The following is a 23,647-nucleotide window of genomic DNA, read 5'->3' as shown; positions in this document are numbered from 1 at the left end:
ACATGGTGGACTCCCCGGAGATACGCGGGCTGCTGGAGGACCAGCTCCGGCTGTCGAAGCGGCTGAGGGCACGGATCCGGGAGCTGGAGGAGGCCGCGCGCGCACCGATCGCCGTGGTGGGCATGGGCCTGCGGTTCCCGCGCGACATCGACTCGCCCGACGGCTACTGGGACTTCCTGCGCGGCGAGGGCACGGCGCTGTCGGAGATCCCCGCCGACCGCCCCGGTCTGCGCGCGGTGTACGACCCGGTCGCGGGCAGGCCGGGCCGCTCCTACGTCGACCGCGCCGGGTTCCTGTCCGACATCGCGCACTTCGACGCGGAGTTCTTCGGCATCTCCCACCGGGAGGCGAAGCTGCTGGACCCGCAGCAGCGGATGCTGCTGGAGACCGCGTGGGAGGCGCTGGAACGGGCGGGCGTCGCCGTCCGCCGCTCCGACCGGCTGAACGCCGGCGTCTACCTGGGCATGATGGCCTCGGAGTACAGCGAGCGGCTGGAGGACGCGACGCGGAGCCGCATCGACCCGTACTACACGACGGGCGGCGGGCTGTGCTTCGGCGCCGGGCGGATCGGCTACGTCATGGGCTTGTCGGGCCCGGCGGTGAGCGTCGACACGGCGTGCTCGTCCTCGCTCACCGCGCTGCACCTCGCCGTGCGCGGGCTGCGGAACGGCGACTGCCGGTACGCCCTCGTGTGCGGGTCGAACCTGCTGCTGTCGGCGAACCTCATGGTGTCGCTGTGCCAGACCCGGGCGGTGTCGCCGACGGGGCGGTCCAGATCGTTCCTGGCGTCGGCGGACGGCTACGGGCGGGCCGAGGGCGTCGGGACGGTCGTGCTGATGCGCCTGGCGGACGCCGAGCGCGGGCGGCACCCGATCCTCGCCGTCGTCCGGGGGACCGCCGCCAACCACGACGGCGCGGCGTCCGGGCTGACCGCGCCGAACGGGCCCGCGCAGCGGGAGGTCGTCCGCGCGGCGCTCGCCGACGCGGGCGTCGACCCGTCCGACCTCGGCTGGATCGAGGCGCACGGCACCGGGACGGTGCTCGGCGACCCCGTCGAGGTCGGCGCGCTCGACGGCGCCGTCGGCGACGCGATCCGGAGGCGGCGCACGCCGCTGGCGCTCGGCAGCGTGAAGTCCCGGCTGAACCACATGGAGGCCGCGTCGGGCATCGCGGCGCTGATGAAGACCGTGCTGATGCTCCGGCACGCGGAGATCCCGGCCGCCGTGGACGACGCGGACGGCGACCTCAACCCGCACATCCCCTGGGAGCGGCTGAACTTCACGGTGCCGCGCCGCAACCAGCCGTGGCCGCGCTCGCTGCCCCGCCGCGTCGCGGGCATCAACTCGTTCGGGATGAGCGGCACCAACGTCCACGCCGTCCTGGAGGCGTACGAGCCCGAGGAGACCGAGCCGCCGGCCGCGGGCACGCGGCCGGAACTGCTGACGCTGTCGGCGAAGACCCCGGAGGCACTGGCCGACGTCGCCGCGGCCGTCCGCGCCCGGCTGGAGAAGGCCGATCCGGCGGAGTTCCCGTCCATCTGCCACACGCTGCGGGCGGGACGGGCCGCCTTCGCCCACCGCCTGGCGGTGACCGCCGCGACGCCCGCGGAGGCCGCCGCGCGCCTCGCGGAGGCGGCCCCGGGCGCCACGGCGCCGGTGCGCTCGCTGACGCTGCGGCTCCGCCGAGGCGACGCGGACACCAGACTGCTGGCCGACGCGGTCACGGCCCTCACCGACGCCTTCCCGGAGCTGGCGGAGGCCCTCGACGGTGCGCCCGACGCACCGGCCGAGCGGCTCGCGCACGTCCTGGGCCGGCTGGGGCTGCGCGTGCGGACGCGGTCCGACGGGTCGCGCGACACCGAGCCCGCGCGACTGGAGTGGGAGTCCGGGCGCGGCGCCCCGGCCCGCTCGGTGCCGCTGGTGGGCGACTCCCCGCAGAGCGCTCCGGACCTGTTCGCCGACGCGCTCGCCGATCTGTTCACCAGCGGCGGCGACCCGCGGCTGGACGCGCTGCGCGCACCGGGCGCGCGGCTGGTCGGCGACCTGCCGACCCATCCGTTCCGCCGCGTCCGGTTCTGGATCGACGAGCCGGAGGCGACCGCGACCGGCGCGCCCGCCGTGCCGGACACCGCGCCGGACGCCTCGCCGGAGCGCCCGGACCCGCAGGACCGGGACGGCATGCGGGCATACCTGATGGCCGTGCTGAAGGACGTCCTGGACGCACCGGAGGACGTCGACCCGGAGGCGTCCCTGCTCGACGCGGGCGGCGACTCGTTCATCTTCACCCTGTACCTGACGAAGGTCGAGGAGCACTTCCAGACGGGCGTGCCGCCGGAGGACGTGCCCGTCGACATCCCGGTGGCCGAACTCGTCGACCGCCTCGCCGGCCACATCGCCGAGACGGCGGCGGCGCCGGCCGGGAGCCGGGCGTGATGGGCGGGCCGGCCGGCGTGCTGCGGCCGCGGCCGGTGCGCGACCCCGAGCTGCGGCTCCTGGTGTTCCACCACGCGGGCGGGTCGGCCGCGGCCTACTACCCGCTCCTGCACTGCCTGCCGCGCACCTGGGACCTGGTCCTGGTCGACCTGCCCGGCCGGGGCAAGCGGCACCGGTCGCCCCCGGTCCCGGACATGGCGCGGCTCGTCGCCGGCGCCGCCGCGGACGTCCTCGGCTGGGCCGGCCCGCCGATCGCGCTGCTCGGGCACAGCCTCGGCGCCACCGTCGCCGCCGAGGCCGCCCGCGCCGTGACCGGCCGCGTCGACCTGGCCTGGGTCGGGGTGTCCGCACGTCCCGCGCCGGGCCGGGCGGTGCCGACGGCGCTGGACCGGCCGGACCTGCCGGACCGGGAGCTGATGGCGGAGCTGGCGCGCATCGGCAGCGTCCCCGACCGGATCGACGAGGTGCCGGAGTTCCGCGACCGGTTCCTCCGCGTGGTCCGCGCCGACCTGCGGGCACTCGGGACGTACCGCCCGGTGCCGGGCCGGGCGCCGCTGACCGCCCCGGTGACGGCGTTCGGCGGGACCGACGATCCGCTGGCGCCGCCCGACTCCCTGCCGCCCTGGGCGCGGGAGACGACGGGTCCCTTCCGCCGGCTGCTGTTCCCCGGGGCGCACTTCCACTTCCTCGGCGCCGCCTTCCCGCGCTTCGGGGCGGCGGTCCGGCAGGAGATCCGGCGCTCGCTGGAGCACCGCCCGGGCGTCCCCGCCGGCGCGCTCGCCCGGACGCCCGCGGCCGCCCGTCCGCAGGAGGCCCTTCCGCAGGAGGTACAACGATCATGACGTCGGAGCACGAGGCCAGGCCGGATTCCGCCCCGGCCGAGGTGGAGCGGCCCGTCGACATCCGGCCCCTGTGGGCGGGCTTCCCGACGGGCGTCGCGATCGTCACGGCGCTGGACGGCGACGGCCGGCCCTGGGGCATGACGTGCACGTCGCTGTGCAGCGTGTCGCTCGATCCGCCGATCCTGCTGGTCTGCCTGCGCTGCGGCAGCCCGACGCTGCGGGCCGTCCGGGAGCGCGGCCTGTTCGCGGTCAACCTGCTGCACGACGAGGCCGAGGCGTCGGCGGAGCTGTTCGCCTCCGGGGCCGCGGACCGGTTCGCGCACATCGGCTGGGAGCTCGGGGAGCACGCCGCCGGGCCGCACCTGCCGAACTCCGCGCACACCATCGCCGACTGCGCGGTCGTCGACGCCAGCGTCGTCGGCGACCACGCGGTGATCATGGGCGGGATCCGCGCGGTCACCCGGGTCGGCGTGCACCGGCCGCTGCTGTACGGGTTGCGCCGGTACGCGACCTGGCGGGACGCGGTGGCCGGCGACCGCGTCCATTCCGCGTACGACTTCATCTCGTGAGGGGAGCAGGCCGGTGAACCCGGAACAAGACCAAGCCTTGGAGAACGCGACCGCGGACCTCGTCGTCATCGGGTCCGGGGCGGCGGGCCTGTCGGCGGCCGTGCGGGCCGCGGCGCTCGGCCTCGACGTCCTCGTCGTGGAGAAGGGCGAGTTCCTCGGCGGGACCGCCGCGATGTCCGGCGGCGCCATCTGGCTGCCGGACAACCCGCTGATCAAGGAGGCGGGGGCCGACGACTCGTTCGAGCGGTCCATGACCTACCTGGACGCGTGCGTCGGCGAGCCGGGCCCCGCGGCCTCCCGCGCGCGCAAGGAGGCCTACGTCCGGGAGGGGCCGCGGCTCGTGGACTTCCTGCGCGGGCAGGGACTCACGTTCAGCTACTCCGACGGCTACCCCGACTACTATCCCGAGCTGCCCGGCGGCCACGTGCGCGGCCGCAGCATCATGGCGGAGATCTTCGACCGCCGCCGGCTGGGCGAGTGGGACGCCTGGATGCGCCGGGACGTCGGATTCAAGATGCAGATCCTGATCAAGGACGCGCGCGAGATCATGGACGTCCCGTACGTCGTGACCACCGGCGCGGGACGGCGCGCGCTCGCCGCCGTGGCCGGCCGGACCGTGCTCGGCAGGCTGCGCCGGCAGCGCAAGGTCAGCCTCGGGCAGGCGCTCGTCGGGCAGCTGCTGCTCGCCGCGCAGCGGCTCGGCGTCCGCGTCTGGCGGGAGGCCCCGCTCACCGGGCTCATGGTCGCGGACGGCGCGGTGACCGGTGCGACGGTGGCGCGCGGCGGCGCGGACGTCGCCGTCCGCGCCCGGCACGGGGTGCTCCTCGCGGCGGGCGGGTTCGCCCGCAACGCGGGGATGCGCCGCGAGTACGGCCCGCACCCCTCGTCGGCGGACTGGACGTCGGTGAGCGTCCACGACACCGGCGACGCGATCCGCGCCGCGATGGAGATCGGCGCCGCCACCGACCTGATGGACGAGGCCACCTGGTCGCCGACGACGCTGCTGCCCGACGGCACGCCCTCGGCGCCGCTGTGGGAGCGCATGACCCCGTTCTCGATCATGGTCGACGCGCGCGGCGAGCGGTTCTGCAACGAGGCGGGCAGCTACATGGAGATCGGCCAGCGGATGTACGAGCGGGGCGCGGTGCCGTCCTGGATCGTGTTCGACGCCCGGCACCGCAACCGCTACCCGTTCGGTGACGCCATGCCCCGGATGACCCCGAAGGAGTGGCTGACCAGCGGTTACCTGAAGAAGGCCGGCACGGTGCAGGAGCTGGCGCGGGCCTGCGGCATCGACGCGGACGGGCTGGCCCGCACCGTCGAGCGGTTCAACCGGATGGCCGACGCCGGCGTCGACGCGGACTTCGCCCGCGGCGCCAGCGAGGTCGACCGGGCGGGCGGCGACCGGTCGCACAAGCCCAACCCGTGCCTCGGCGCCCTCGAGAAGGCCCCGTTCTACGCCATCGAGCTGTACCCGGGCGACGCCGGCACCTGCGGCGGCCTGCTCACCGACGCGCACGCCCGCGTCCTCGCCCGGAACGGCGCGCCGATCGGCGGCCTGTACGCGGCGGGCGCGACGTCGGCGTCGGTGATGGGCCGGGTGTACCCGGGCGGCGGCTGCTCGCTCGGCCCCGCGCTGGTGTTCGGTTTCGTCGCCGCCGACCACGTCGCCGGAGCCGCCGGGCGGGCCCGCGCGGCGACCGGCGGCGAGGGCGCCGGCCTGGCCGGCTGACGATCCCCGCGCCGGCCCCACCGGACGGGGAGGATCCGGCCGGTGGGGTCAGGCGGCGCTGGGGACGGGGGCCAGGCCGGGCAGGGCGAGCAGTACCGGGGGACGGGTCCAGTCGAGCGGCCGGATCGTCAGGTCGAGCCGCAGCTCCCGGTTCGGCCGGACCACGATCGGCCCCACCGTGTCGACGAGCAGCGGCTGGTCGCAGTAGGGGGTGACCGGCGGATGCGCCCCGTGCGCCACCGCGTGCAGGTACCAGGTGCCCACCGGTATGGCGGGGAGCCGGAACAGGCCGGGGGCGGCGAACAGGTCGCAGGCGGACGGCCGGCCCTGCAGGATCGGGCTGTCGAACACGCCGACGTAGACCGGCGACCGGGGCGGCTCGACCACCTCGATCGTGCCGGCCAGCGCCCCGCGCGCCCTGGACGGCGGGTGCGGCGCGGCGGTCTCCCGCCGGACGGCCGCACCGCTGTGGCCCATCCGCCGGTACTGCGTGGGCGACATGCCGACCGACTCGCTGAACCTGCGGGTGAACGTCCCGGTACCGCTGTAGCCGACCTGTGCGGAGATGTGGGCGACGTTGAACGAGGTGGTGAGCAGCAGCCGCTTGGCCTCCTGGAGGCGGACGGCGCTGAGGTAGCGGCCGGGCGTCACCCCGGTCACGCGGCGGAACACCCGGAGGAAGTGGTACTTGCTCAGCATCGCCGTCTGCGCGAGCTCCTCCAGGCGGAGCGGTTCGCCGTACCGCTCGTGGATCGCCAGCACGGCGCGCTCGATCAGGTGTTCCATGTCTGCTCCCGGTAGAGATGCATCGGCGTGGCGCTCCCGGTGTCGATGGCGCCGGACGGTGTGGCGGAGGTCGGCGTCCGCCACGGCCCGGCACCGGGGCACCCCGGCCCTGCGGGCGGCGGGTGCGGCGGCGGGGGACTGGGCGGGGGGACGTGGGTCCTGGTGAACAGGGGGGTCACGACGCGCCGGGGGCGAGCGCTTTCGGGAGTCCGCTGGCGTGGTTCGGGAGAAGAACCGGCGATTCGTGACGGTGCGAATGAGTTGCGCCGCCGATTTTCGGTCCCATTTCGGCGGGTCCGTTAAATCAACAAAGAGCCGTAAAGAGCGGCAGGCCGATACACTGCCAAAGTCGGTCCGCATGGCCTGACCTGTGGTTTTTGCCGGTTATTTGCCGCTGCTCGCGGATGGTCACCACGATGCCCCCTTCCGTGTCCGTGCCATGCCATGCTTACGTAACCGGCAAATTGTGTCTTCTTCGTCCTTGCTCAATGCCGATCGAATGCGAATCGTGGCGCAGCGTGATCATCCGTTGCATTCTGTAGCGGACAATCCGGGGGGCGGCATTTAGGACGCTGGAAAGGAATCGTGGCCGGGAGTGGCCGCGGCCCCGCCGGGCCGCCCGGCCGGCCCGGCGGTCCACCGCCGGAACAGCTCGATCTCGCCGGCGACCCCGTCCCGCAGCTCCGGATCGCTCACCCCCATCCCGTCCCGGGGGGCGAGGCAGCGCACGCCGATCTTGCCGATGTGCCGGTTCTGGTGCACCATCCGCACGGCCTCCGCGGCCTGCTCCAGCGGAAAGGCCGCCGACAGCGTCGGATGGATCAGTCCCCGGCCGACGAGGCGGTTCGCCGCCCACGCCTCCCGGTAGTTCGCGAAGTGCGTGCCGACGACCTTCTTCAGGTGCATCCACAGGTACCGGTTGTCGAAGTGGTGCTCGTACCCGCTCGTGGACGCGCAGGTGACGATCGTGCCGCCGCGCGCCGCGGTGAAGACGCTCGCGCCGAACGTCTCCCGGCCCGGGTGCTCGAACACGATGTCGGGGTCCTCGCCTCCGGTCAGCTCCCGGACGCGCTGCCTGAACCTGCGCCATTCCTTCTTGTCGGGGACGTCGCCGTCCCAGAAGCGGAAACCCTCGGCGGCGCGGTCGATGACGAGGTCGGCGCCCATCGCGCGGCACAGGTCGGCCTTGTCCGCCGAGGACACCACGCAGACGGGGATCGCGCCGCCGTTGAGGGCGAGCTGCACGGCGTACGAGCCGAGCCCGCCGCAGGCGCCCCAGATCAGCACGATGTCGCCCTGCTTCAGGTTCGCGCCGTTGCGCGACACGAGCTGCCGGTAGGCGGTGGAGTGCACCAGCCCGGGGGAGGCGGCCTCCTCCCACGTCAGGTGCGCGGGCTTGGGCATCAGCTGGTTCGCCTTGACCAGCGCCAGTTCCGCCAGCCCGCCGAAGTTGGTCTCGTAGCCCCAGATGCGCTGCTCCGGGTCGAGCATCGTGTCGTCGTGGCCCTGCGGGCTCTCCAGCTCGACCGACAGGCAGTGCGCGACCACGACGTCCCCGGGCCGCCAGCGCTGCACGCCCGGGCCGACGCGCAGGACGACGCCCGCCAGGTCCGACCCGAGGACGTGGTACGGCAGGTCGTGCCGCCGGGCGGCCGGCGACCTGCGGCCGTAGCGCTCCAGGAACAGGAACGTGGGCACCGGCTCGAAGATCGAGGACCAGACGGTGTTGTAGTTGACCGAGCTCGCCATGACCGCGACGAGGGCCTCGCCGACGTCCGGCTCCGGCACCGGCACCTCGTCCAGGTGCAGGGTGCGCCGCGGATCCCGCTCCCCGGTGGGCAGCCCGTCGAATATGCCGATCTCCTCGCGGTGAATGGTGAGGGCCCGATGGGAATCCGGGAGCGGCAGCGCGGCCAGTTCTTTCGGTGCGACATCGCCGAGTAGCGCCTCGCGGAAATTCTGCATGTTCACTCACGCCTCTTCCGTATCGCCCATGGCCGGCACAGCCAACGATGGGCGCGCCCCGCCGCGCTGTCATCGCCGAGATTGCCGAGCAATCTGAGAGATACGCCCGGGGCCGGGCACGTGCACAATTACCGCAGACGACCACCACGGCCGGGATCGGCCCCGGAAGAAGGAGCGTGACCGTGGAACAGCCTCCGCCGCAAACGATTCTTGAAATCCTGTTCGGCATGTGGCGGGCGCGCGCTCTGCATATCGCCGCCCGGCTGGAACTCGCCGACCACCTCGCCGCCGGCCCCCGGACCGCGGCCGCGCTCGCCGCCCCGACCGGCATGGACGCGGCCGCGCTGGAGCGCCTGCTGCGCGCGCTCGCCTCGATCGGGGTGTTCCGCGCGCAGGACGACGGCGCCTACGCCAACACCCCGCTGTCGGAGGCGCTGCGGACCGGCGTCCCCGGCACCGTCCGCGACTTCGTGCTGTGCTTCGCCGAGGACTGGATGCTGGAGACCTGGAAGGCGTTCCCGCAGGTCATCAAGGACGGGGTCCCGGCGTTCGACCCGACCTCGGGGACGGGGCTGTTCGACTTCTTCACCGAGCACGGCCCGGAGTCGGCGTCGACGTTCGACGCGGCGATGACCAACTTCTCCGCGCTGATCAACCCGATGGTCGCGCAGGCCTACGACTTCTCGTCCTGGAAGCGCGTCGCCGACGTCGGCGGCGGCGAGGGCAGCCTGCTCGCGGACGTGCTCGGCGCCCACCCGCACCTGCACGGCGTCCTGCAGGACAGGGCGGAGGTCATCGCACGCTCCGGCCGGTACCTGTCCGCGCTGGCGGACCGGTCCGAGACGGTGAGCGGCGACTTCTTCGAGACGGTCCCCGCCGACGCCGACGGCTACCTGCTCAAGCACGTCCTGCACGACTGGGACGACAAGAACGCCGTGCGGATCCTGCGCACGGTGCGGGAGTCCATGCCCGCGCACGCGCGGCTGCTGATCGTGGAGTTCGTGCTGACGCCGGGGTCGGGCCCCGACCTGCCGGTGTTCCTCGACCTCGTCATGCTCGCCTACGGCGGGCGCGAGCGCACCGAGGCGGAGTTCGCCGGGCTGTGCGAGCGGGCGGGGCTGCGGCTCGAACGGGTGGTGCCGCTCGCGCCGGGCGCCCCGGCCATCGTCGAAGCGGTCCCGGCGTAGCCGTCCGTGGCGGCCGCGATCCGCGCGCGCCCGGGACGAGGCGGCCGCGGCGGCGCGGCCGCCTCAGCGGCCGTCGGCGCCGGCCTCGGGGGCTTCCCCCGCCGGCGGACGGCCCGGCCCCCGCGCCGTCACGAGCCCGGTCTCGTAGGCCAGCACGACGAGTTGCGCGCGGTCGCGGGCACCGAGCTTGGACATGGCCCGGCTGATGTGGGTCTTCGCGGTGGCCGGGCTGATGACCATCTGCGCCGCGATCTCGCCGTTGGACAGGCCCTGGGCGGCCATCGCCACCACCCCGCGCTCGCGCTTGGTGAGGACGTCCAGCTCCGCGGGGCAGGCGCCCGGCCGGCGGGCGACGAACTCGCCGATGAGCCGGCGCGTGATGGCGGGGGACAGCAGCGCGTCGCCCCGCGCGGCGACCCGGACGCCGTGCAGCAGGTCGGCCGGCTCGGTGTCCTTGAGGAGGAACCCGCTCGCCCCGGCCCGGAGCGCGTCGTAGACGTACTCGTCCAGGCCGTAGTTCGTCAGGATGACGACATGCACCTCCGGCAGCCGGGGATCGCCGGCGATCCGCCGCGTCGCCTCGATGCCGTCCATCGCCGGCATCTGGACGTCGACGAGGGCGACGTCGGGCAGGTGCTCGACCGCGAGCTCGACCGCCCGCCGCCCGTCCGCCGCCTCGGCGACGACCTCGATGTCGTCCTCGGCCTCCAGCAGCGCGCGGAAGCCCGCCCGGATGAGGATCTGGTCGTCGGCGAGAAGTACGCGGATCACGCTCGCTCCTTCACCTCGTGATCGGCCGCCCCGTGATCGGCCGCCCCGTGATCGGCCGCCCCGTGATCTGCGCCGCCGCGATGGCCGGCCGCCGGCGGGTCCGGCGGCGGGACGGGGAACTCGGCGCGCACCGAGAAGCCGCCCTCCGCGCCGGGCCCCGCGCGCAGCTCGCCGCCGAGCGCGGCGACGCGCTCGCGCATGCCGCGCAGCCCCACGCCCGGCTCGAAGGACGAGTCCGGCGCGCCGAGGCCGTCGTCGTCGACGCGCACGGTCACCGTCCCGGCGCCGTAGTCGATGGCGGCGACGGCGGTCGCGGGCCCGGCGTGCCGCGTGACGTTGGTCAGCGCCTCCTGGACGATGCGGTACACCGCGCGGTCGAGGTCGCCGGGCAGCGGGCGCGCGGCACCGGTGATCGCCAGCTCGGTGGGCAGGCCGGCCGCGCGGATGCGCTCGACCAGCCGGTCGAGCCGGTCGGAGCCGTTCTCGGCCCCGTTCCCGTCGCCGGTGTCGCGCAGCACCTCCAGGGTGGCGCGCAGCTCGGCCATGGCGTCCGCGCCCGCCTCCTCGACGGCCAGCAGCGCCTCCGGCACGTCCTCGCCCCGCTTGCGGGCGAGGTGGATCGCGACACCGGCCTGCACCTTGATGATCGAGATGCAGTGGGTGAGGGAGTCGTGCAGTTCCCGGGCGATCCGCAGCCGCTCCTCGCCGGCCCGGCGCAGGGCGGCCTCCTCGCGGGTGCGCTCGGCCTCGGCGGCGCGCTCCTCGACCTGCCGGGTGTAGGCCTCCCACTGCCGGAACGTCTCGCCGAGGATCCCGCTCGCCACCAGCCACCCGGTGAGCAGGAAGCGGTCCTCGACGACCTGGCGGACGTCCTGGCCGGCGATGACGGCGATGTCGGCGACCAGCACGGCGACGACGGCCGCGGCGGGGATCAGCGCGCTGCGCCGGTGCCCGGTGCGCACCGCGAACACCAGCGCCACCATCACCGGGAGCGCGGCGGCGACGCCCGGATACCCGCGCAGCAGGTACGCGAGGACGCACGCGGTGGTGGCGCACAGCGCCGGGACCGGGGCGCGACGGCACGCGACGAGGGCGAGCGGCCCGGCGAGGAGCAGGAGGTAGCCGGGCAGGTCGAGGGCCGTCCGGCCGGGCGGGGCGATGGCGGCGCTCGACAGCGCGACGACCGCCACCCCGGCGGCGAGCGCGGCGTCCGGAGCGGCCCGGCGCAGACCCGTCTGGATGCTCATGAGCGCACTCTAGACACGACCCGCCGCGCCCGCCTCCGACGGCGAGAGGAAAACGCTGCTACTCCCTGCGTGGTACACCGCCGATCCTTGCATCCCGGGTTGATGAAGAACAGTAGTCCGAAAGACGACGCCGAGATTATCACCTTCTGTCAGGATGGTCATGAGCGTGGTCGAAATAATGAGGAGCCGGACTTGAAGTCGCATTCGGACTTGGCGGTCCAGGCGCGAGGCCTGGTGATGGTATTCGGGTCCGCGCGAGCGGTCGACGGCGTGGACCTCAATGTGCGCCCAGGGGCGGTCTATGGGCTGCTGGGACGAGAGGGCGCCGGGAAAACGACATTGCTCCGAATCCTGGCTGCTCAATTGGCTCCCAGTGCGGGCAGAGCGCTGGTTTTCGGGCATGACGTCGTCCGGGACGCCGGCCGGGTGCGCGCCCGCACCGGGGTGACCGGGCAGGCGGACCTGGTCGACGCGGACCTCACCGTCCGGGAGAACCTCACCCGGCGGACCGGCCGCTCCGCGGGGTCGCGGGCGCGGGCGGCGGAGTTCCTCGACACCTTCGGCGCGGACAAGGCCGACCGCAGGGCGGGCGAGTGCTCGCCCCGCGTGCTGCACTGCCTGGACCTCGCGCTCGTCCTGGTGTCGGGCGCCGACCTGCTGCTCCTGGACGAGCCGACCGTCGGGCTGAGCTCCGCCGCCCGGCAGCGGGTCTGGGACGCCGTCCGCACCATCGCGGCGGAGGGCGTGACCGTCCTGCTCGCCACCCGGTACCTCGACGAGGCCAGCGGGCTCGCCGACCGGATCGCCGTCCTCGACCACGGCCGCGTCGTCGCCGAGGGCAGCGCGGCGGAGCTGCGCGCCGACTCGGGCTCGGACGCGATCCGGCTCCGGCTGCGCGACCCCGGCGACCGGTTCCGCGCGGAGCGGCTGCTGTTCGAGACGCTCGGCGTGCGCGTGGACGCCGAGAGCGACCCCGCGGTGCTGGTGGCCCATGTCGGCGACCCGGAGTCCGCCGCGCTCGCCCTCGCCGAACTGTCCCTCGCGGAGGTGGCGGTCGTCGCCTTCGCCTACGGCCGGGCCAGCATGGGCCGGATGTTCCTCGACGCCGCCGACGACCCCCACGACCTGCCGGTTCCCGACGAGGACGGGCCCGACGAGGACGGGCCCGACGAGGACGGGCCAGACGGGTCCGGCTGCCAGTAGCCGACGCGGGGGCCGGGCGGACGCGCGCGCTCAGACCACGGCGAGCCGGACATGGGCGTGGTCGCCCACCAGCAGCCGGTGGTGGCCCTCGGCGGGCGCGACCGACGCGGCCCGTCCGATGATGGAGTCGCGGATGCCGCGGATCCCGGTGATGGTGGCGCCGTCCAGCACGATGCAGCCCTCCAGCTCCGCCGACACCAGCGTGCACCCGGCGCCGATGGACGTGCCGGGGCCGATGGCGGAGTCCTCCACCACCGTGCCGGCGCCGATGATCGCCGGGCCGGTGATCCGGGACCCGGTGACGTGCGCGCCCGGCTCGATCACGACCGGGCCGACGAGCTCGCTGTCGTCGTCGACCTTGCCCGCCGCCTGCGGCGCCAGCCGGGACAGCAGCTCGGCGTTGCAGCGCAGCGCCTCCTCGACCGTGCCGGTGTCGGCGTGGAAGGCGGTGTAGCGGCCGGCGCGCACGTCGGCGCCGTGCTCCACCAGCCACTGGACCGCGTCGGTGATCTCCAGCTCGCCGCGCGGGCTCGGCCCGATCGCCGCCACCGCCCGGTGCACGGCCGGGGTGAAGAAGTACACGCCGAGGACGGCGAGGTCGCTGGCCGGCACGTCCGGCTTCTCGGTCACCCGGACGACGCGGCGGTCCGGGCCCAGCTCCGCGACGCCGAACTGCCGCGGGTCGGCCACCGGCCGGACCAGCAGGTGCGCGGCCGCCCCGCCCGCGCGGAACTCCGCGGCGGCCGCCGCGATGCCGTCGGGCAGCATGTTGTCGCCGAGGTAGACGACGAAGTCGTCCGGGCCGAGGAAGTCCCGCGCCACCTTGACGCAGTCCGCCAGGCCCCGCGGCGCGTCCTGGCGGATGTAGGTGATCTCCACGCCCAGCGCCGAGCCGTCCCCGAGGGCCGCGCCGATCTCGTCCGCCCGGTCGCCGACGACCACGCCCACCTGGCGGATCCCGATGGCGCGGAGGTTCTCCACGATGTGCGCGAGCACGGGCCTGTTCGCCATCGGGATGAGCTGCTTGGCCATCGAATGGCTGAACGGCCGCAGCCGGGAGCCCGTTCCGCCGGACAGCACGAGACCTTTCACAGCGCTCCCTCGCGGCCCTTGGCGGGGACGTTCTCGCCCGTGGGCACGCTGTTCCCGCCCTTGCGCACGATCAGTGCCACGAGGGTTCCGGCGACCGAGACGAGGGCGCCGACCAGCATCGCCGTATGGAACCCGTCCATGAACGCGAGGTGGCTGCCGGTGGCGATCATCTGGGCGGCGGGCTCGGGGGTGCCGGGCGGCGCCGGCGCGCCGCCCTGCGCGACGTACTCCTTCGCGGCGAGCAGCTGCCGCGCCATCGGCGCCGCCAGCCCGGCCTCGGTCAGCCGGTCGACCAGCACGTCGCCGACCCGCATGGAGACCACCGCGCCGAGGACGGACGTGCCGAGCATGCCGCCGACCTGGAAGGCGGTCTGCTGGAGGCCGCCCGCGACGCCCGCGAGCTGCTCGGGGGCGTTGCCGACGATCGCGTCGGTGGCCGCCGTCAGGACGAGCCCGAAGGCGAACCCGATCAGCAGGTACCACGGCCACTGGTGCGCGTACGGGGCGTCCATCCCCATCCTGGACAGGCCGTAGAGGGCGACGGCGTTGCAGAGCATTCCGATCAGCAGCGGCGTCCGCGGGCCGGCCCGCTCGGCCAGCAGGCTGCCGAGCGGCGCGGACACGATGAAGATGCCGGTCATCGGCAGGATGTGCACGCCCGCGTCGATGGGGCCGAGGCCGCGGACCTGCTGCAGGTAGAGCTGGACGAAGAAGATCGAGCCGAACAGCCCGAAGATCCCCACGATCATCAGGACCGTCGCGGCCGACAGCGCCCGGGAGCGGAACAGCCGCAGCGGCAGCAGCGGCTGCGCGGTCCTGGACTCGCGGGCCAGGAACGCGGCGCCGAGCACGGCGAACGCCGCGAACGAGGCCAGCGGCAGCCGCCCGTCGAACCCGTGCGAACCGGCCCTGATCAGGCCGAACACGAGGGCGAACAGCGCGCCGGACAGCAGCAGGACGCCGGGCGGGTCGAGCGAGGTCCCGGACTCGCCGTCCCGGGACTCGCGGATCACGGCGAGGCCGAGCAGCGCGGCGGCGATGCCGAGCGGGACGTTCACGTAGAACACCCACTCCCAGCCGATGTGCTCGACGAGCAGCCCGCCGATGATCGGGCCGCCCGCCGTGGAGACGCCGACCGCCGCGCCCCAGATGCCGATGGCGGTCGCGAGCCGGTGCGGCGGGAACGCATTCCGGATGATCGCGAGGCCGGCGGGCTGCAGCATCGCACCGGCGACGCCCTGCACGACCCGCCAGAAGACGACCATGCCGATGCTGCCGGACAGGCCCACCATCAGTGACGCGAGGAAGAAGCCGATCACCCCGGCGAGGAAGATCTTCTTGCGGCCGAACCGGTCGGCCGCCTTGCCGGACGGGATGAGCGCCACGGCCAGCGCGAGCAGGTAGCCGTTGGTCACCCACTGCAGCCCGGTGAGGTCGGCGCCCAGGTCGGCGGCGATCGCCGGATTGGCGAGGGTCACCGCCGTCGCGTCGAGGCCGACCGTCATGACGCCGAGCGCCACGGCCGTGAGCGACAGCCAGGGACGGCCGTGTGCGGCGGGCTCCGGACCCTCGCTCCCGCCCGCCCGCGACCGGCGCGCCGTCTGCGACATCGCTGCCTCCCAAAGGTCGTAGAACTGACAAAGTTTCACGCGGCGATAAATAGCGTCAAGGTAGTCGCCAAGTCTGGCAGGAGCGGCCGCCGGATGGCGAACATGCGGCGAAAGTGAGCAATTTGGGAGACGCCGCACCGCCTTTACCTGTGCGAACGTGGCTCACTGTCGGCGGTGATCGCCGCGGTGCCCGCCGCCGGCCCTGGGGATTCGTCGCCGGACGTCGCCGATCGGCCGAAGCGAGAGCTGCCATGACAGACCATTCGATCGTTTCTCCGGTTCCCGGTGATTGGCTGCAATCGGTGCGCGGCCGCATTTATACGAACATCGAGCGCGTCCCGCTGGCGAAACTGCGCGATTGGGGCACCGACCCGGCGACCGGCGCGATCGTGCACCGCACCGGAGGCTTCTTCCGGGTCGCGGGCCTGCGCGCCGACATCCCGGACGCGGCGGTGCCGCGCTGGGACCAGCCGATCATCGACCAGCCCGAGGTCGGCATCCTCGGCATCCTCGCCAAGCGGATCGACGGGGTCCTCCACTTCCTGATGCAGGCGAAGGCCGAGCCGGGCAACCGCGGCGGCGTGCAGCTGGCGCCGACGGTCCAGGCGACCCGGAGCAACTTCACCGGCGTGCACCGCGGCCGGCCCGTGCCGTACCTGCGCCACTTCACCGATCCCGGCCCGGCCCGCGTGGTCGTCGACGTCCGGCAGTCCGAGCAGGGGGCGTGGAACCTCCGCAAGCGCAACCGCAACATGGTCGTGCGGGTCGAGGACGATGCCGAGGTCGCCGCCGAGGACGGCTTCCGCTGGATGCCCGCCGCCGAGGTCCACCGGGCCCTCGCCGTCGACGACCTGGTCAACATGGACGCGCGCACCGTCCTGGCCTGCCTTCCCCTGCACCGCTGCGCCACCGTCGCACGGCTGCGGGACGCACCGGACGGCTTCACCGCCGCGCTCGCCCGCTCCTACACGGCCGCCGGCGTCCACCCGACCGGCGACCTGCTGAGCTGGATCACCCAGGTGCGCAGCCGCGCCGGCGTGCGCGTCGAACCGGTCCCGCTCGGCGGGCTGGCGGGCTGGCGCGCCGGACCGGACCGGATCGCGCACGAGACCGGCCGGTTCTTCGACGTCGTCGGGGTCCGGGTGGAGGCGTCGGGGCGCGAGGTCGGCGGCTGGGACCAGCCGATGATCGAGCCGCGCGGCCCCGGGCTGATCGCCCTGCTGGTGACCCGCATCGACGGCGTCCTGCACGCGCTGATGAACCTCCGCGTCGAGCCCGGCCTGGTGGACGTGGCCGAACTGGCGCCGACCGTGCAGTGCACCCCCGGCAACTACGACCACCTCCCCGCGAGCGCGCGGCCGGTCCTCCTCGACGAGGTGACGGCGGCACCGCCGGAGCGGATCCGCGCCGACGTGATGCTCTCCGACGAGGGCGGCCGGTTCCTGCACTCGCTGCACCGGCACGTCGTCGTGGAGACCGACGAAAGATCCGAGCCCCCCGGGCACCGCTGGGTGACATTCGGCCAGCTCGCCCGGCTGCTGGCGCACAGCCATTACGTCAACGTCCAGGCCCGCAGCGTGCTGGCCTGCGTCAACGCCCTGCTGATGGGAGCGGACCGATGACGGCGCCGCAGGCCGGCCCCGCGCGGCCGCTGATCACCGTGCTCGGCGCCTCCGGCTTCGTCGGCTCCGCCGTCGTCGCCGCGCTCGCCCGCCGTCCCGTCCGGCTGCGCGCGGTGGCGCGGACGGCCGCGGCCGTGCCCGCCGACCCGGCCGCCGACGTCGAGGTCGCGACCGCCGACCTGACCGTTCCCGGCGCGGTCGGCCGGGCCGTCGCCGGCTCGGCGGCGGTCGTCCACCTGGTGACGCACGAGGGCGGCTGGCGCGCGGCGGAGCGGGACCCGGACAGCGAACGGGTCAACGTCGGGGTGATGGCGAGCCTCGTCCGGGCCGTCCGCGACGGCGCGGCCGTCCCCGGACCGGACGGGCGGCCGCCGCTGGTCCTGTACGCGGGCGCCGCGTCGCAGATCGGCGTGCCGCCCGACCGGCCGATCGACGGCGACGACCCGGACCACCCGCGCACCGAGTACGACCGGCAGAAACTGGCGGCCGAGGACCTGCTGGAGCGCGCCACCGCCGAAGGCGTCCTGCGCGGGATCAGCCTGCGGCTGCCGACGGTGTTCGGGCACGGGCCGGTGCCCGACCGCGGCGTTGTCGCCGCCATGACGCGCCGCGCGCTCGACGGCGAGCCGATCACGCTCTGGCACGACGGCACCGTCCGGCGCGACCTGGTGTACGTCGCCGACATCGCGGACGCCTTCGCCGCCGCCCTGGACCGTCCCGACGGGCTCGTCGGCCGGCACTGGCCGATCGGCACCGGACGCGGGGAACCGCTCGGCGAGGTGTTCCGCACCGTCGCCGCGATCGTGGCCGCGCGCCGGGGCCTGCCCCCGGTGCCCGTCGTGTCCGTCGATCCGCCGCCCGGCTCCCCGGTGACCGACTTCGCCGACCTCGTCATCGACCCCGCACCGTTCCACGCGGCCACCGGATGGCGTCCGCGGACCCCGCTGCGCGAGGCGCTGGAGCGCACCGCCGCCGCCCTCGCCGCGGAACGGGTCGACCACCACTGACGCCGGCCACCGTCGAAAGGGCGCCTCGATGTACGGACCGGACTTCGCCGAGATCTACGACCCGGTCTACACGCTGCGCGGCAAGGACTACGCCGCCGAGGCGGCGCAGGTGACCGAGGTGATCCTGGCCCGCCGTCCCGGCACGGCGTCCCTGCTCGACGTCGCCTGCGGGACCGGGGCGCACCTCGCCCACTTCGGCGCGGCGTTCGGCCACGTCGAGGGCGTGGACGTCTCGGCGCCCATGCTGGAGGTGGCGCGGGCGCGCAACCCAGGCACCGGGCTGCACCTCGGGGACATGCGCGGGTTCGACCTCGGCCGCCGGTTCGGCGCGGTGACCTGCCTGTTCACCGCCATCGCGCACCAGGAGTCGGCCGCCGGGCTGGCCGCCACGCTGCGCTGCTTCGCGCGGCACCTGGAGCCGGGCGGGATCACCGTGATCGACCCCTGGTGGTTCCCCGAGACGTTCCTGGACGGGTACGTCGCGGCGGACGTCCTCAAGCCCGACCACCGGACGATCGCGCGGGTGTCGCACACGGCCCGGGACGGGGCCGACGCCTCGCTGATGACCGTCCACTACGTCGTCGCCGACGCCGCCGGCGCCCGGCACTTCACCGAGACGTACACGCACAGGCTGTTCACCCGCGCCGCCTACGAGGGCGCGCTGCGCGCGGCCGGATTCGCGGCCGAGTTCATCGAGGCCGCGCCGTCCGGCAGGGGCCTCTTCGTCGGCACACTCGAAAGGGCGGGGCGGCCGTGACCACTCTGGTCTGGGACTATCGGCTCGAGTACGAGAACGAGCGCAAGGACATCCTGGACGCCGTCGACGGCGTCTTCAGGTCGGGCCGGCTGGTGTTCGGCGAGAGCATGCGCGGGTTCGAGCGGGAGTTCGCGGCCTTCCACGGCACCGGGCACTGCGTGTCCGTCGACAACGGCACCAACGCCCTGAAGCTGGCGCTCCAGGCGCTCGGGGTCGGGCCCGGCGACGAGGTCGTCACCGTGTCGAACACCGCCGCGCCCACGGTCGTCGCGATCGACGCCGTGGGGGCCAGGCCGGTGTTCGTCGACGTGGACCCCGACACCTACCTCATGGACACCGCCCAGGTGGCCGCCGCGATCACCGAGCGGACCCGCTGCCTGCTGCCGGTGCACCTGTACGGGCAGTGCGTCGACCTCGCGCCGCTGGAACGGCTCGCCGCCGCGCACGGCCTGGTGCTCCTGGAGGACTGCGCGCAGGCGCACGGCGCCCGCCGCAACGGCCGGATCGCCGGTGCGACCGGCGCCGCCGGCGCGTTCTCCTTCTACCCGACCAAGGTCCTCGGCGCGTACGGCGACGGCGGCGCGGTGACCACCTCCGACGAGGAGGTCGCGCGGCGGCTGCGCCGGGCGCGGTACTACGGCATGGAGGAGCGGTACTACGTCGTCGAGACCCCCGGGCACAACAGCCGGCTCGACGAGGTCCAGGCGGAGATCCTGCGGCGCAAGCTCACCCGGCTGGAGGAGTACATCGCGGGCCGCCGGGCGGTCGCCGCGCGCTACGCCGAGGGGCTCGCCGGCACGGGCCTCGTCCTGCCCCGGGTCGCCGGCGGCAACGACCACGTCTACTACCTGTACGTCGTCCGCCACCCGCGCCGCGACGCCGTCATCGAGGCGCTGAAGGCCCACGACATCCTGCTGAACGTCAGCTACCCGTGGCCGGTCCACACGATGACGGGCTTCGCCCACCTCGGGTACCGCGAGGGCTCGCTGCCCGTCACCGAGTCGCTCGCCGGCGAGATCTTCTCCCTTCCCATGTACCCGTCGCTGCCGCGCGACGTCCAGGACAGGGTCATCGACGCGCTGCGCGAGGTCCTGGCCACCGTCTGACCCCGCACCCCCCGGAGGAGACATGAAGTCACGCAGGCTGGCCGTCACCGGCGCGTGGGAGTTCACACCCGACGTCTTTCCCGACGACCGCGGACTGTTCGTCTCCCCGTTCCAGGAGGCCGCCTTCACCGAGGCGGTGGGACGGCCGCTGTTCCCGGTGACGCAGACCAACCACAGCCGGTCGAGGCGCGGCGTGGTGCGCGGCGTGCACTTCACGGTGACGCCGCCCGGCTCGGCGAAGTACGTGTACTGCGCGCGCGGCGAGTCCCTCGACATCGTCGTCGACATCCGGGTGGGGTCGCCGACGTTCGGACGGTGGGACGCGACCCGCCTCGACCAGGAGGACTTCCGGGCCATGTACCTCCCCGTCGGGGTCGGGCACGCGTTCGTCGCGCTCGCCGACGACACGGTGATGTCGTACCTGATGTCGGAGAGCTACGTCGCCGAGCACGAGCTGGCCGTGTCGCCGCTGGACCCAGCACTGGGGCTGCCGATCCCCGCGGGCGCCGAGGTGGTCCTGTCCGACCGGGACCGCGCGGCGCCCACCCTCGCCGAGGCGGCGGCCGCGGGCGTCCTCCCGGACTACGACGTGTGCCGCGAACTCGACGCGAAGGGCCGGTAGCGGCCCCGCACCGGCCCACCGCCCCGCCCCTGACCCTCTGACCCCCGACCCCCGCGCCCAGAGGCGCGGCCATCCGCGAGACCGCGGCTTCCAAGGAGGAACGATGCTTCGCACACTTGTCCGGCTGCTGACGGTGGCCACCGGGTTCGGCGCGCTGGTGGCCGCCGGCGCGCTGCCGGCGTCCGCGCACGTCGTGGTCACCCCGGGGCAGGCCGTCCAGGGCAGCATGACCGAGATCGCGTTCCGGATGCCCACCGAACGGGACGACACCTCGGTCAAGCTGACGGTGACCTTCCCCGAGGCCCACCCGCTGCCGTACGTCCTGGTCAAGCCGCACCCGGACTGGTCGATCAGGATCCGCAAGGTCAAGCTGGACACGCCGATCGACGTCGGCGGCGGCCGCACGGTGAGCGAGGTCGTCCGGTCGGTCACCTGGAGCGTCCGCGGCCGCTCGCACGGCGTCGGACCCGACCAGTACGACGACTTCAAGGTCCTGGCCGGATACCTGCCCACGATCGACCGCATGTACTTCAAGGCCGTGCAGACCTACGCCGACGGAACGGTCATCCCGTGGGTGGAGATCCCCAGCGACTCCGACCCCAAGCCGGCGCACCCCGCGCCGTCGCTCACGCTGGTGCCGCCGAGCGGCACGGCCGCCGCGCCCGCCGCGGCCGTGCTGAAGCCCGGCTCCACCGGCCGGGCCGCCACCGATGAGGCCGCCGGACCCGGCGCCTCGCACGGCCCGCTGTACGCCGGCGCGTTCGGCGGGGCGCTCCTGCTCGGCGCCGCCGGGCTGGGCGGCAGGTCCCTCCGCGGGCGCCGCCGGCCGCCGCAGGGGCCGGGCGCGCGGGACGCGGTGTCGTAGCGATGGCCGTCCGACCGACACCGCTGGAGACGCCGGAGACCCCCGGCACCATGCGCCGGGGATCGGTGACCGCGACCGAGCGCGCGGCCGCCCCCGACGTCGCGCGCGGCTTCATGCTGCTGCTGATCGCGCTCGCGCACGCCTCGCTGTACGTGCGGACCGGCGACTCCGTGCTGATGAACCACCCGGTCGGGGGCTCCGCGCTCGACCGGGCGGTCACCTTCGCCGGCATCATCGTCATGGACGACCGCGCCTACCCGATGTTCGCGGCGCTGTTCGGCTACGGCATGGCGATGATGGTCGCGCGGCAGCTGGCCGCGGGCACCCGGCCGAAGGAGGCGTCGCGGCTGCTGCGCCGCCGCGGCCTGTTCCTCCTGCTGTTCGGCTACGTCCACTTCTGCTTCATCTTCCCCTCCGACATCCTCGGCCCGTACGGCCTCTCCGCGATCGTGATCGGGTGGGTGATCGTGCGCGGCGGACGGACGCTGCACGTCGCCGCGGCCGTGACCGCCGGGATCGCGGTGGTCGCGGCGACGCTGCTGTCGATCGCGCTCGCGGTCGCCGACGATCCGCACGGCAACAGCTTCCGCGGCACGCTGTGGGCGCGGGACTACGGCGACGCGGTCCTCACCCGGCTGCACGAGGCGCCGTTCGCCGACGTCCACGTGATGATCGGCTGGCCCGTCCTGCCGGCGATCCTCGTCGGCGCCATCGCCGCGCGGCGCGGCTACCTCGACGACCCCGTCCGGCACCGCGCGGTGCTGCGGCGGGCGGCCCTGATCGGGCTGCCGGTCTCGGCCGCGGGCGCGGTCCCGGTGGCGCTCGTCGGCGCGCAGCTGTGGGATCCGGGCGACCTCACCACCGGGCTGATCACCACGCTCGACATCATCACCGGCTTCTTCGGCGGGCTGGCGTACGTGGCGGTGTTCGGGCTGATCGGCGCCCGCCGCAAGGAGCGCGGCGGCCGGCCGGGCCCGGCGTTCCGCGCGGTCTCCGCGGTGGGGCGCCGCTCGCTGACCTGCTACATCCTGCAGACGTCGCTGCTGACGGTGTTCCTGGCCGGCTACACGCTGAACCTCGGCGACAAGATCCACGCCACCGGCGCGGCGCTGTTCGCGCTCGGTGTCTGGCTCGCCGGCGTCACGCTCGCCTCGCTGCTGGAGCGGGCCGGGCGGCGCGGTCCGCTCGACGCCCTGATCCGGCGGCTGGTGTACGGCCGGGCGCCCCGGACGGCCCGCGGATAGCCGGCCGGACACGGCACGGCACGGAAAGGGCACGGACACGGCACCGCCCCGTCTCCTCCGGGAGGCGGGGCGGTTCCGTGCCCGCCTCCCGCAGTGCGGGAGGCGGGCGGGCGGGGTCAGTAGCGGCCGAGCGTGCCGCGCCGCTTCGCCAGGCGCTCCAGCGCGACGAACAGCACGATGCCGGTGAGCAGCAGCAGCACCGGCTGGATCAGCAGCCAGGCCAGGCCCCAGCCGTCCTGCAGGGTGGTGAGCGAGCGGCCCTTCAGCAGGATCTCGCGCATCGCCTCGATGCCGGGCGCGATCGGGATGAACGTGCGGCTGAGCGTCGCCGCCCAGTCGGGCATGTTCACCAGCGGCACGAAGGTGCCGCCGGCGACGAACCACAGCGCGATCGAGATCTGCGTGGCGACCTCGACGCGCTTGTACACCAGGGTCAGCCCGCTGAGGATCAGCGCGAGGCCGCACGTGCCGACGACGATCGCGGCCATCGGCACCAGCGCCTGCGCGTCGAACGGCAGGTCGGCGCCGTTGGCCTCGACGGCGATGAGGCCGGTCACGAAGACCGCGAGCGCGTACGGCAGCGCCCCGATGATCGAGGCCGCCTGGCGGCCGAGCAGGACCACCCAGGAGGGCAGCGCGGTGAGGTAGGTCTGCTCCAGCGTGCCGGACTGGATGTCGCCGAGGTAGCTCCAGAACGACCGGTTGACCTGCTCGTGGATGAAGGTCAGCGGCACCATGCCGAGCAGCCCGGTGACGAGCAGGTCGGCGCGCATCTGGCCGCGCCCCATGAACATGACGACGAGCAGGTAGAACAGCCCGAACATCACCATCTGGACTGCGGTTCCGCGCCACTCGGCGCGCAGGCCGAGCAGGCCCTTGTGGACCTCGTTGCCGAAGCCGTTGACGAAGACGGCGGCGCGGGAGCGGGACGGGGCGGCCGGTGCGGCGGGCCGGGTGGACGTGGTGAGCGTACTCATGATCGTCTCCG

At 74.2% G+C, this 23,647-nt stretch carries 20 protein-coding genes; 13 read left to right on the top strand and 7 right to left on the bottom strand.

From position 1 onward, the window contains the following. Positions 1-2 precede the first annotated feature (2 nt). Genes ABZ806_RS00370 through ABZ806_RS00355 form a run of 4 tightly spaced genes read left to right on the top strand, consistent with a single transcriptional unit; the run spans position 3 to position 5,575 of the window. Positions 3-2,432 (top strand): beta-ketoacyl synthase N-terminal-like domain-containing protein, encoded by a 2,430-nt coding sequence (locus ABZ806_RS00370; RefSeq protein ID WP_500214175.1) that lies wholly within the window; start codon positions 3-5, stop codon positions 2,430-2,432. Then, a complete protein-coding gene (locus ABZ806_RS00365; protein ID WP_500214460.1) occupies positions 2,432-3,274 on the top strand; it encodes a thioesterase II family protein in 843 nt (280 codons plus the stop codon). The genes ABZ806_RS00370 and ABZ806_RS00365 overlap by 1 nt, the downstream gene beginning before the upstream one ends. After that, the gene (locus ABZ806_RS00360) at positions 3,271-3,843 is read left to right on the top strand and encodes a flavin reductase family protein (RefSeq protein WP_500214173.1); all 573 of its coding nucleotides are present in this window, start codon (positions 3,271-3,273) and stop codon (positions 3,841-3,843) included. The genes ABZ806_RS00365 and ABZ806_RS00360 overlap by 4 nt, the downstream gene beginning before the upstream one ends. 13 nt (positions 3,844-3,856) lie before the next feature. Beyond that, positions 3,857-5,575 (top strand): FAD-dependent oxidoreductase, encoded by a 1,719-nt coding sequence (locus ABZ806_RS00355; RefSeq protein WP_500214171.1) that lies wholly within the window; start codon positions 3,857-3,859, stop codon positions 5,573-5,575. 48 nt (positions 5,576-5,623) lie between these two features. On the opposite strand, the gene ABZ806_RS00350 is transcribed toward ABZ806_RS00355, so the two are convergent. Together ABZ806_RS00350 and ccrA are read right to left on the bottom strand one after the other, a co-directional pair. Beyond that, a complete protein-coding gene (locus ABZ806_RS00350) occupies positions 5,624-6,361 on the bottom strand; it encodes a helix-turn-helix domain-containing protein (protein ID WP_500214169.1) in 738 nt (245 codons plus the stop codon). Between the two features lie 564 nt (positions 6,362-6,925). Then, a complete protein-coding gene (gene ccrA / locus ABZ806_RS00345; RefSeq protein ID WP_500214458.1) occupies positions 6,926-8,326 on the bottom strand; it encodes a crotonyl-CoA carboxylase/reductase in 1,401 nt (466 codons plus the stop codon). A 182-nt stretch (positions 8,327-8,508) separates the two neighbouring features. On the opposite strand from ccrA, the gene ABZ806_RS00340 reads away from it, so the two are divergent. Further along, positions 8,509-9,513 (top strand): methyltransferase, encoded by a 1,005-nt coding sequence (locus ABZ806_RS00340; RefSeq protein ID WP_500214167.1) that lies wholly within the window; start codon positions 8,509-8,511, stop codon positions 9,511-9,513. Between the two features lie 63 nt (positions 9,514-9,576). Here the strand turns inward: ABZ806_RS00340 and ABZ806_RS00335 are convergent, their stop codons facing one another. After that, positions 9,577-10,284 carry a response regulator gene (locus ABZ806_RS00335; RefSeq protein WP_500214165.1) on the bottom strand — a complete coding sequence of 236 codons (708 nt, stop codon included), beginning with the start codon at positions 10,282-10,284 and terminating at the stop codon, positions 9,577-9,579. Further along, positions 10,281-11,531, bottom strand: a complete 1,251-nt coding sequence (locus ABZ806_RS00330; RefSeq protein ID WP_500214164.1) for a sensor histidine kinase — start codon at positions 11,529-11,531, stop codon at positions 10,281-10,283. Before ABZ806_RS00330 ends, ABZ806_RS00335 begins: the two co-directional genes overlap by 4 nt. Positions 11,532-11,768: 237 nt before the next feature. Between ABZ806_RS00330 and ABZ806_RS00325 the strand changes: the two genes are divergently transcribed. Next, positions 11,769-12,734, top strand: coding sequence for an ABC transporter ATP-binding protein (locus ABZ806_RS00325; RefSeq protein WP_500214162.1), 966 nt, complete (start codon positions 11,769-11,771; stop codon positions 12,732-12,734). Positions 12,735-12,764: 30 nt separating this feature from the next. On the opposite strand, the gene ABZ806_RS00320 is transcribed toward ABZ806_RS00325, so the two are convergent. Then, positions 12,765-13,826, bottom strand: coding sequence for a glucose-1-phosphate thymidylyltransferase (locus tag ABZ806_RS00320; protein ID WP_500214160.1), 1,062 nt, complete (start codon positions 13,824-13,826; stop codon positions 12,765-12,767). Next, positions 13,823-15,436 carry a DHA2 family efflux MFS transporter permease subunit gene (locus tag ABZ806_RS00315; RefSeq protein ID WP_500214159.1) on the bottom strand — a complete coding sequence of 538 codons (1,614 nt, stop codon included), beginning with the start codon at positions 15,434-15,436 and terminating at the stop codon, positions 13,823-13,825. The genes ABZ806_RS00320 and ABZ806_RS00315 overlap by 4 nt, the downstream gene beginning before the upstream one ends. Positions 15,437-15,687: 251 nt before the next feature. On the opposite strand from ABZ806_RS00315, the gene ABZ806_RS00310 reads away from it, so the two are divergent. The 7 genes from ABZ806_RS00310 (at position 15,688) to ABZ806_RS00280 (ending at position 22,659) form a co-directional block, all read left to right on the top strand. Further along, complete coding sequence (locus tag ABZ806_RS00310; protein ID WP_500214157.1) at positions 15,688-17,058, top strand: NDP-hexose 2,3-dehydratase family protein; 1,371 nt, start codon at positions 15,688-15,690, stop codon at positions 17,056-17,058. Further along, entirely contained in the window at positions 17,055-18,065 is a 1,011-nt protein-coding gene (locus tag ABZ806_RS00305; protein ID WP_500214156.1) for an SDR family oxidoreductase, read from the top strand. The genes ABZ806_RS00310 and ABZ806_RS00305 overlap by 4 nt, the downstream gene beginning before the upstream one ends. A 28-nt stretch (positions 18,066-18,093) precedes the next feature. Continuing rightward, complete coding sequence (locus ABZ806_RS00300; protein WP_500214154.1) at positions 18,094-18,822, top strand: class I SAM-dependent DNA methyltransferase; 729 nt, start codon at positions 18,094-18,096, stop codon at positions 18,820-18,822. Further along, on the top strand, positions 18,819-19,928 hold the full coding sequence (locus ABZ806_RS00295; protein ID WP_500214152.1) for a DegT/DnrJ/EryC1/StrS family aminotransferase: 1,110 nt from the start codon (positions 18,819-18,821) through the stop codon (positions 19,926-19,928). Before ABZ806_RS00300 ends, ABZ806_RS00295 begins: the two co-directional genes overlap by 4 nt. 22 nt (positions 19,929-19,950) lie before the next feature. Then, on the top strand, positions 19,951-20,550 hold the full coding sequence (locus ABZ806_RS00290; protein ID WP_500214150.1) for a dTDP-4-dehydrorhamnose 3,5-epimerase family protein: 600 nt from the start codon (positions 19,951-19,953) through the stop codon (positions 20,548-20,550). A 103-nt stretch (positions 20,551-20,653) separates the two neighbouring features. Further along, a complete protein-coding gene (locus ABZ806_RS00285) occupies positions 20,654-21,415 on the top strand; it encodes a YcnI family copper-binding membrane protein (protein WP_500214148.1) in 762 nt (253 codons plus the stop codon). Positions 21,416-21,417: 2 nt separating this feature from the next. Then, positions 21,418-22,659, top strand: coding sequence for a DUF418 domain-containing protein (locus ABZ806_RS00280; RefSeq protein ID WP_500214146.1), 1,242 nt, complete (start codon positions 21,418-21,420; stop codon positions 22,657-22,659). Between the two features lie 116 nt (positions 22,660-22,775). Here the strand turns inward: ABZ806_RS00280 and ABZ806_RS00275 are convergent, their stop codons facing one another. Further along, positions 22,776-23,636 (bottom strand): ABC transporter permease, encoded by an 861-nt coding sequence (locus ABZ806_RS00275; protein ID WP_500214144.1) that lies wholly within the window; start codon positions 23,634-23,636, stop codon positions 22,776-22,778. Positions 23,637-23,647: the final 11 nt, after the last annotated feature.

Source organism: Spirillospora sp. NPDC047418, from assembly GCF_040643275.1.
GTDB lineage: Bacteria > Actinomycetota > Actinomycetes > Streptosporangiales > Streptosporangiaceae > Spirillospora.
The sequence above is the reverse complement of the archived record's forward strand: the minus strand, read 5'-3'. Positions and strand labels throughout refer to the sequence as shown.

Bases quoted from the DNA above. Each gene is read 5' to 3' on its own strand.
- ABZ806_RS00370 (WP_500214175.1), top strand. From the start codon at position 3: ATGGTGGACTCCCCGGAGATACGCGGGCTGCTGGAGGACCAGCTCCGG.
- ABZ806_RS00365 (WP_500214460.1), top strand. From the start codon at position 2,432: ATGGGCGGGCCGGCCGGCGTGCTGCGGCCGCGGCCGGTGCGCGACCCC.
- ABZ806_RS00360 (WP_500214173.1), top strand. From the start codon at position 3,271: ATGACGTCGGAGCACGAGGCCAGGCCGGATTCCGCCCCGGCCGAGGTG.
- ABZ806_RS00350 (WP_500214169.1), bottom strand. From the start codon at position 6,361: ATGGAACACCTGATCGAGCGCGCCGTGCTGGCGATCCACGAGCGGTAC.
- ccrA (WP_500214458.1), bottom strand. From the start codon at position 8,326: ATGCAGAATTTCCGCGAGGCGCTACTCGGCGATGTCGCACCGAAAGAA.
- ABZ806_RS00330 (WP_500214164.1), bottom strand. From the start codon at position 11,531: ATGAGCATCCAGACGGGTCTGCGCCGGGCCGCTCCGGACGCCGCGCTC.
- ABZ806_RS00325 (WP_500214162.1), top strand. From the start codon at position 11,769: ATGGTATTCGGGTCCGCGCGAGCGGTCGACGGCGTGGACCTCAATGTG.
- ABZ806_RS00315 (WP_500214159.1), bottom strand. From the start codon at position 15,436: ATGTCGCAGACGGCGCGCCGGTCGCGGGCGGGCGGGAGCGAGGGTCCG.
- ABZ806_RS00310 (WP_500214157.1), top strand. From the start codon at position 15,688: ATGACAGACCATTCGATCGTTTCTCCGGTTCCCGGTGATTGGCTGCAA.
- ABZ806_RS00305 (WP_500214156.1), top strand. From the start codon at position 17,055: ATGACGGCGCCGCAGGCCGGCCCCGCGCGGCCGCTGATCACCGTGCTC.
- ABZ806_RS00300 (WP_500214154.1), top strand. From the start codon at position 18,094: ATGTACGGACCGGACTTCGCCGAGATCTACGACCCGGTCTACACGCTG.
- ABZ806_RS00290 (WP_500214150.1), top strand. From the start codon at position 19,951: ATGAAGTCACGCAGGCTGGCCGTCACCGGCGCGTGGGAGTTCACACCC.
- ABZ806_RS00285 (WP_500214148.1), top strand. From the start codon at position 20,654: ATGCTTCGCACACTTGTCCGGCTGCTGACGGTGGCCACCGGGTTCGGC.
- ABZ806_RS00280 (WP_500214146.1), top strand. From the start codon at position 21,418: ATGGCCGTCCGACCGACACCGCTGGAGACGCCGGAGACCCCCGGCACC.
- ABZ806_RS00275 (WP_500214144.1), bottom strand. From the start codon at position 23,636: ATGAGTACGCTCACCACGTCCACCCGGCCCGCCGCACCGGCCGCCCCG.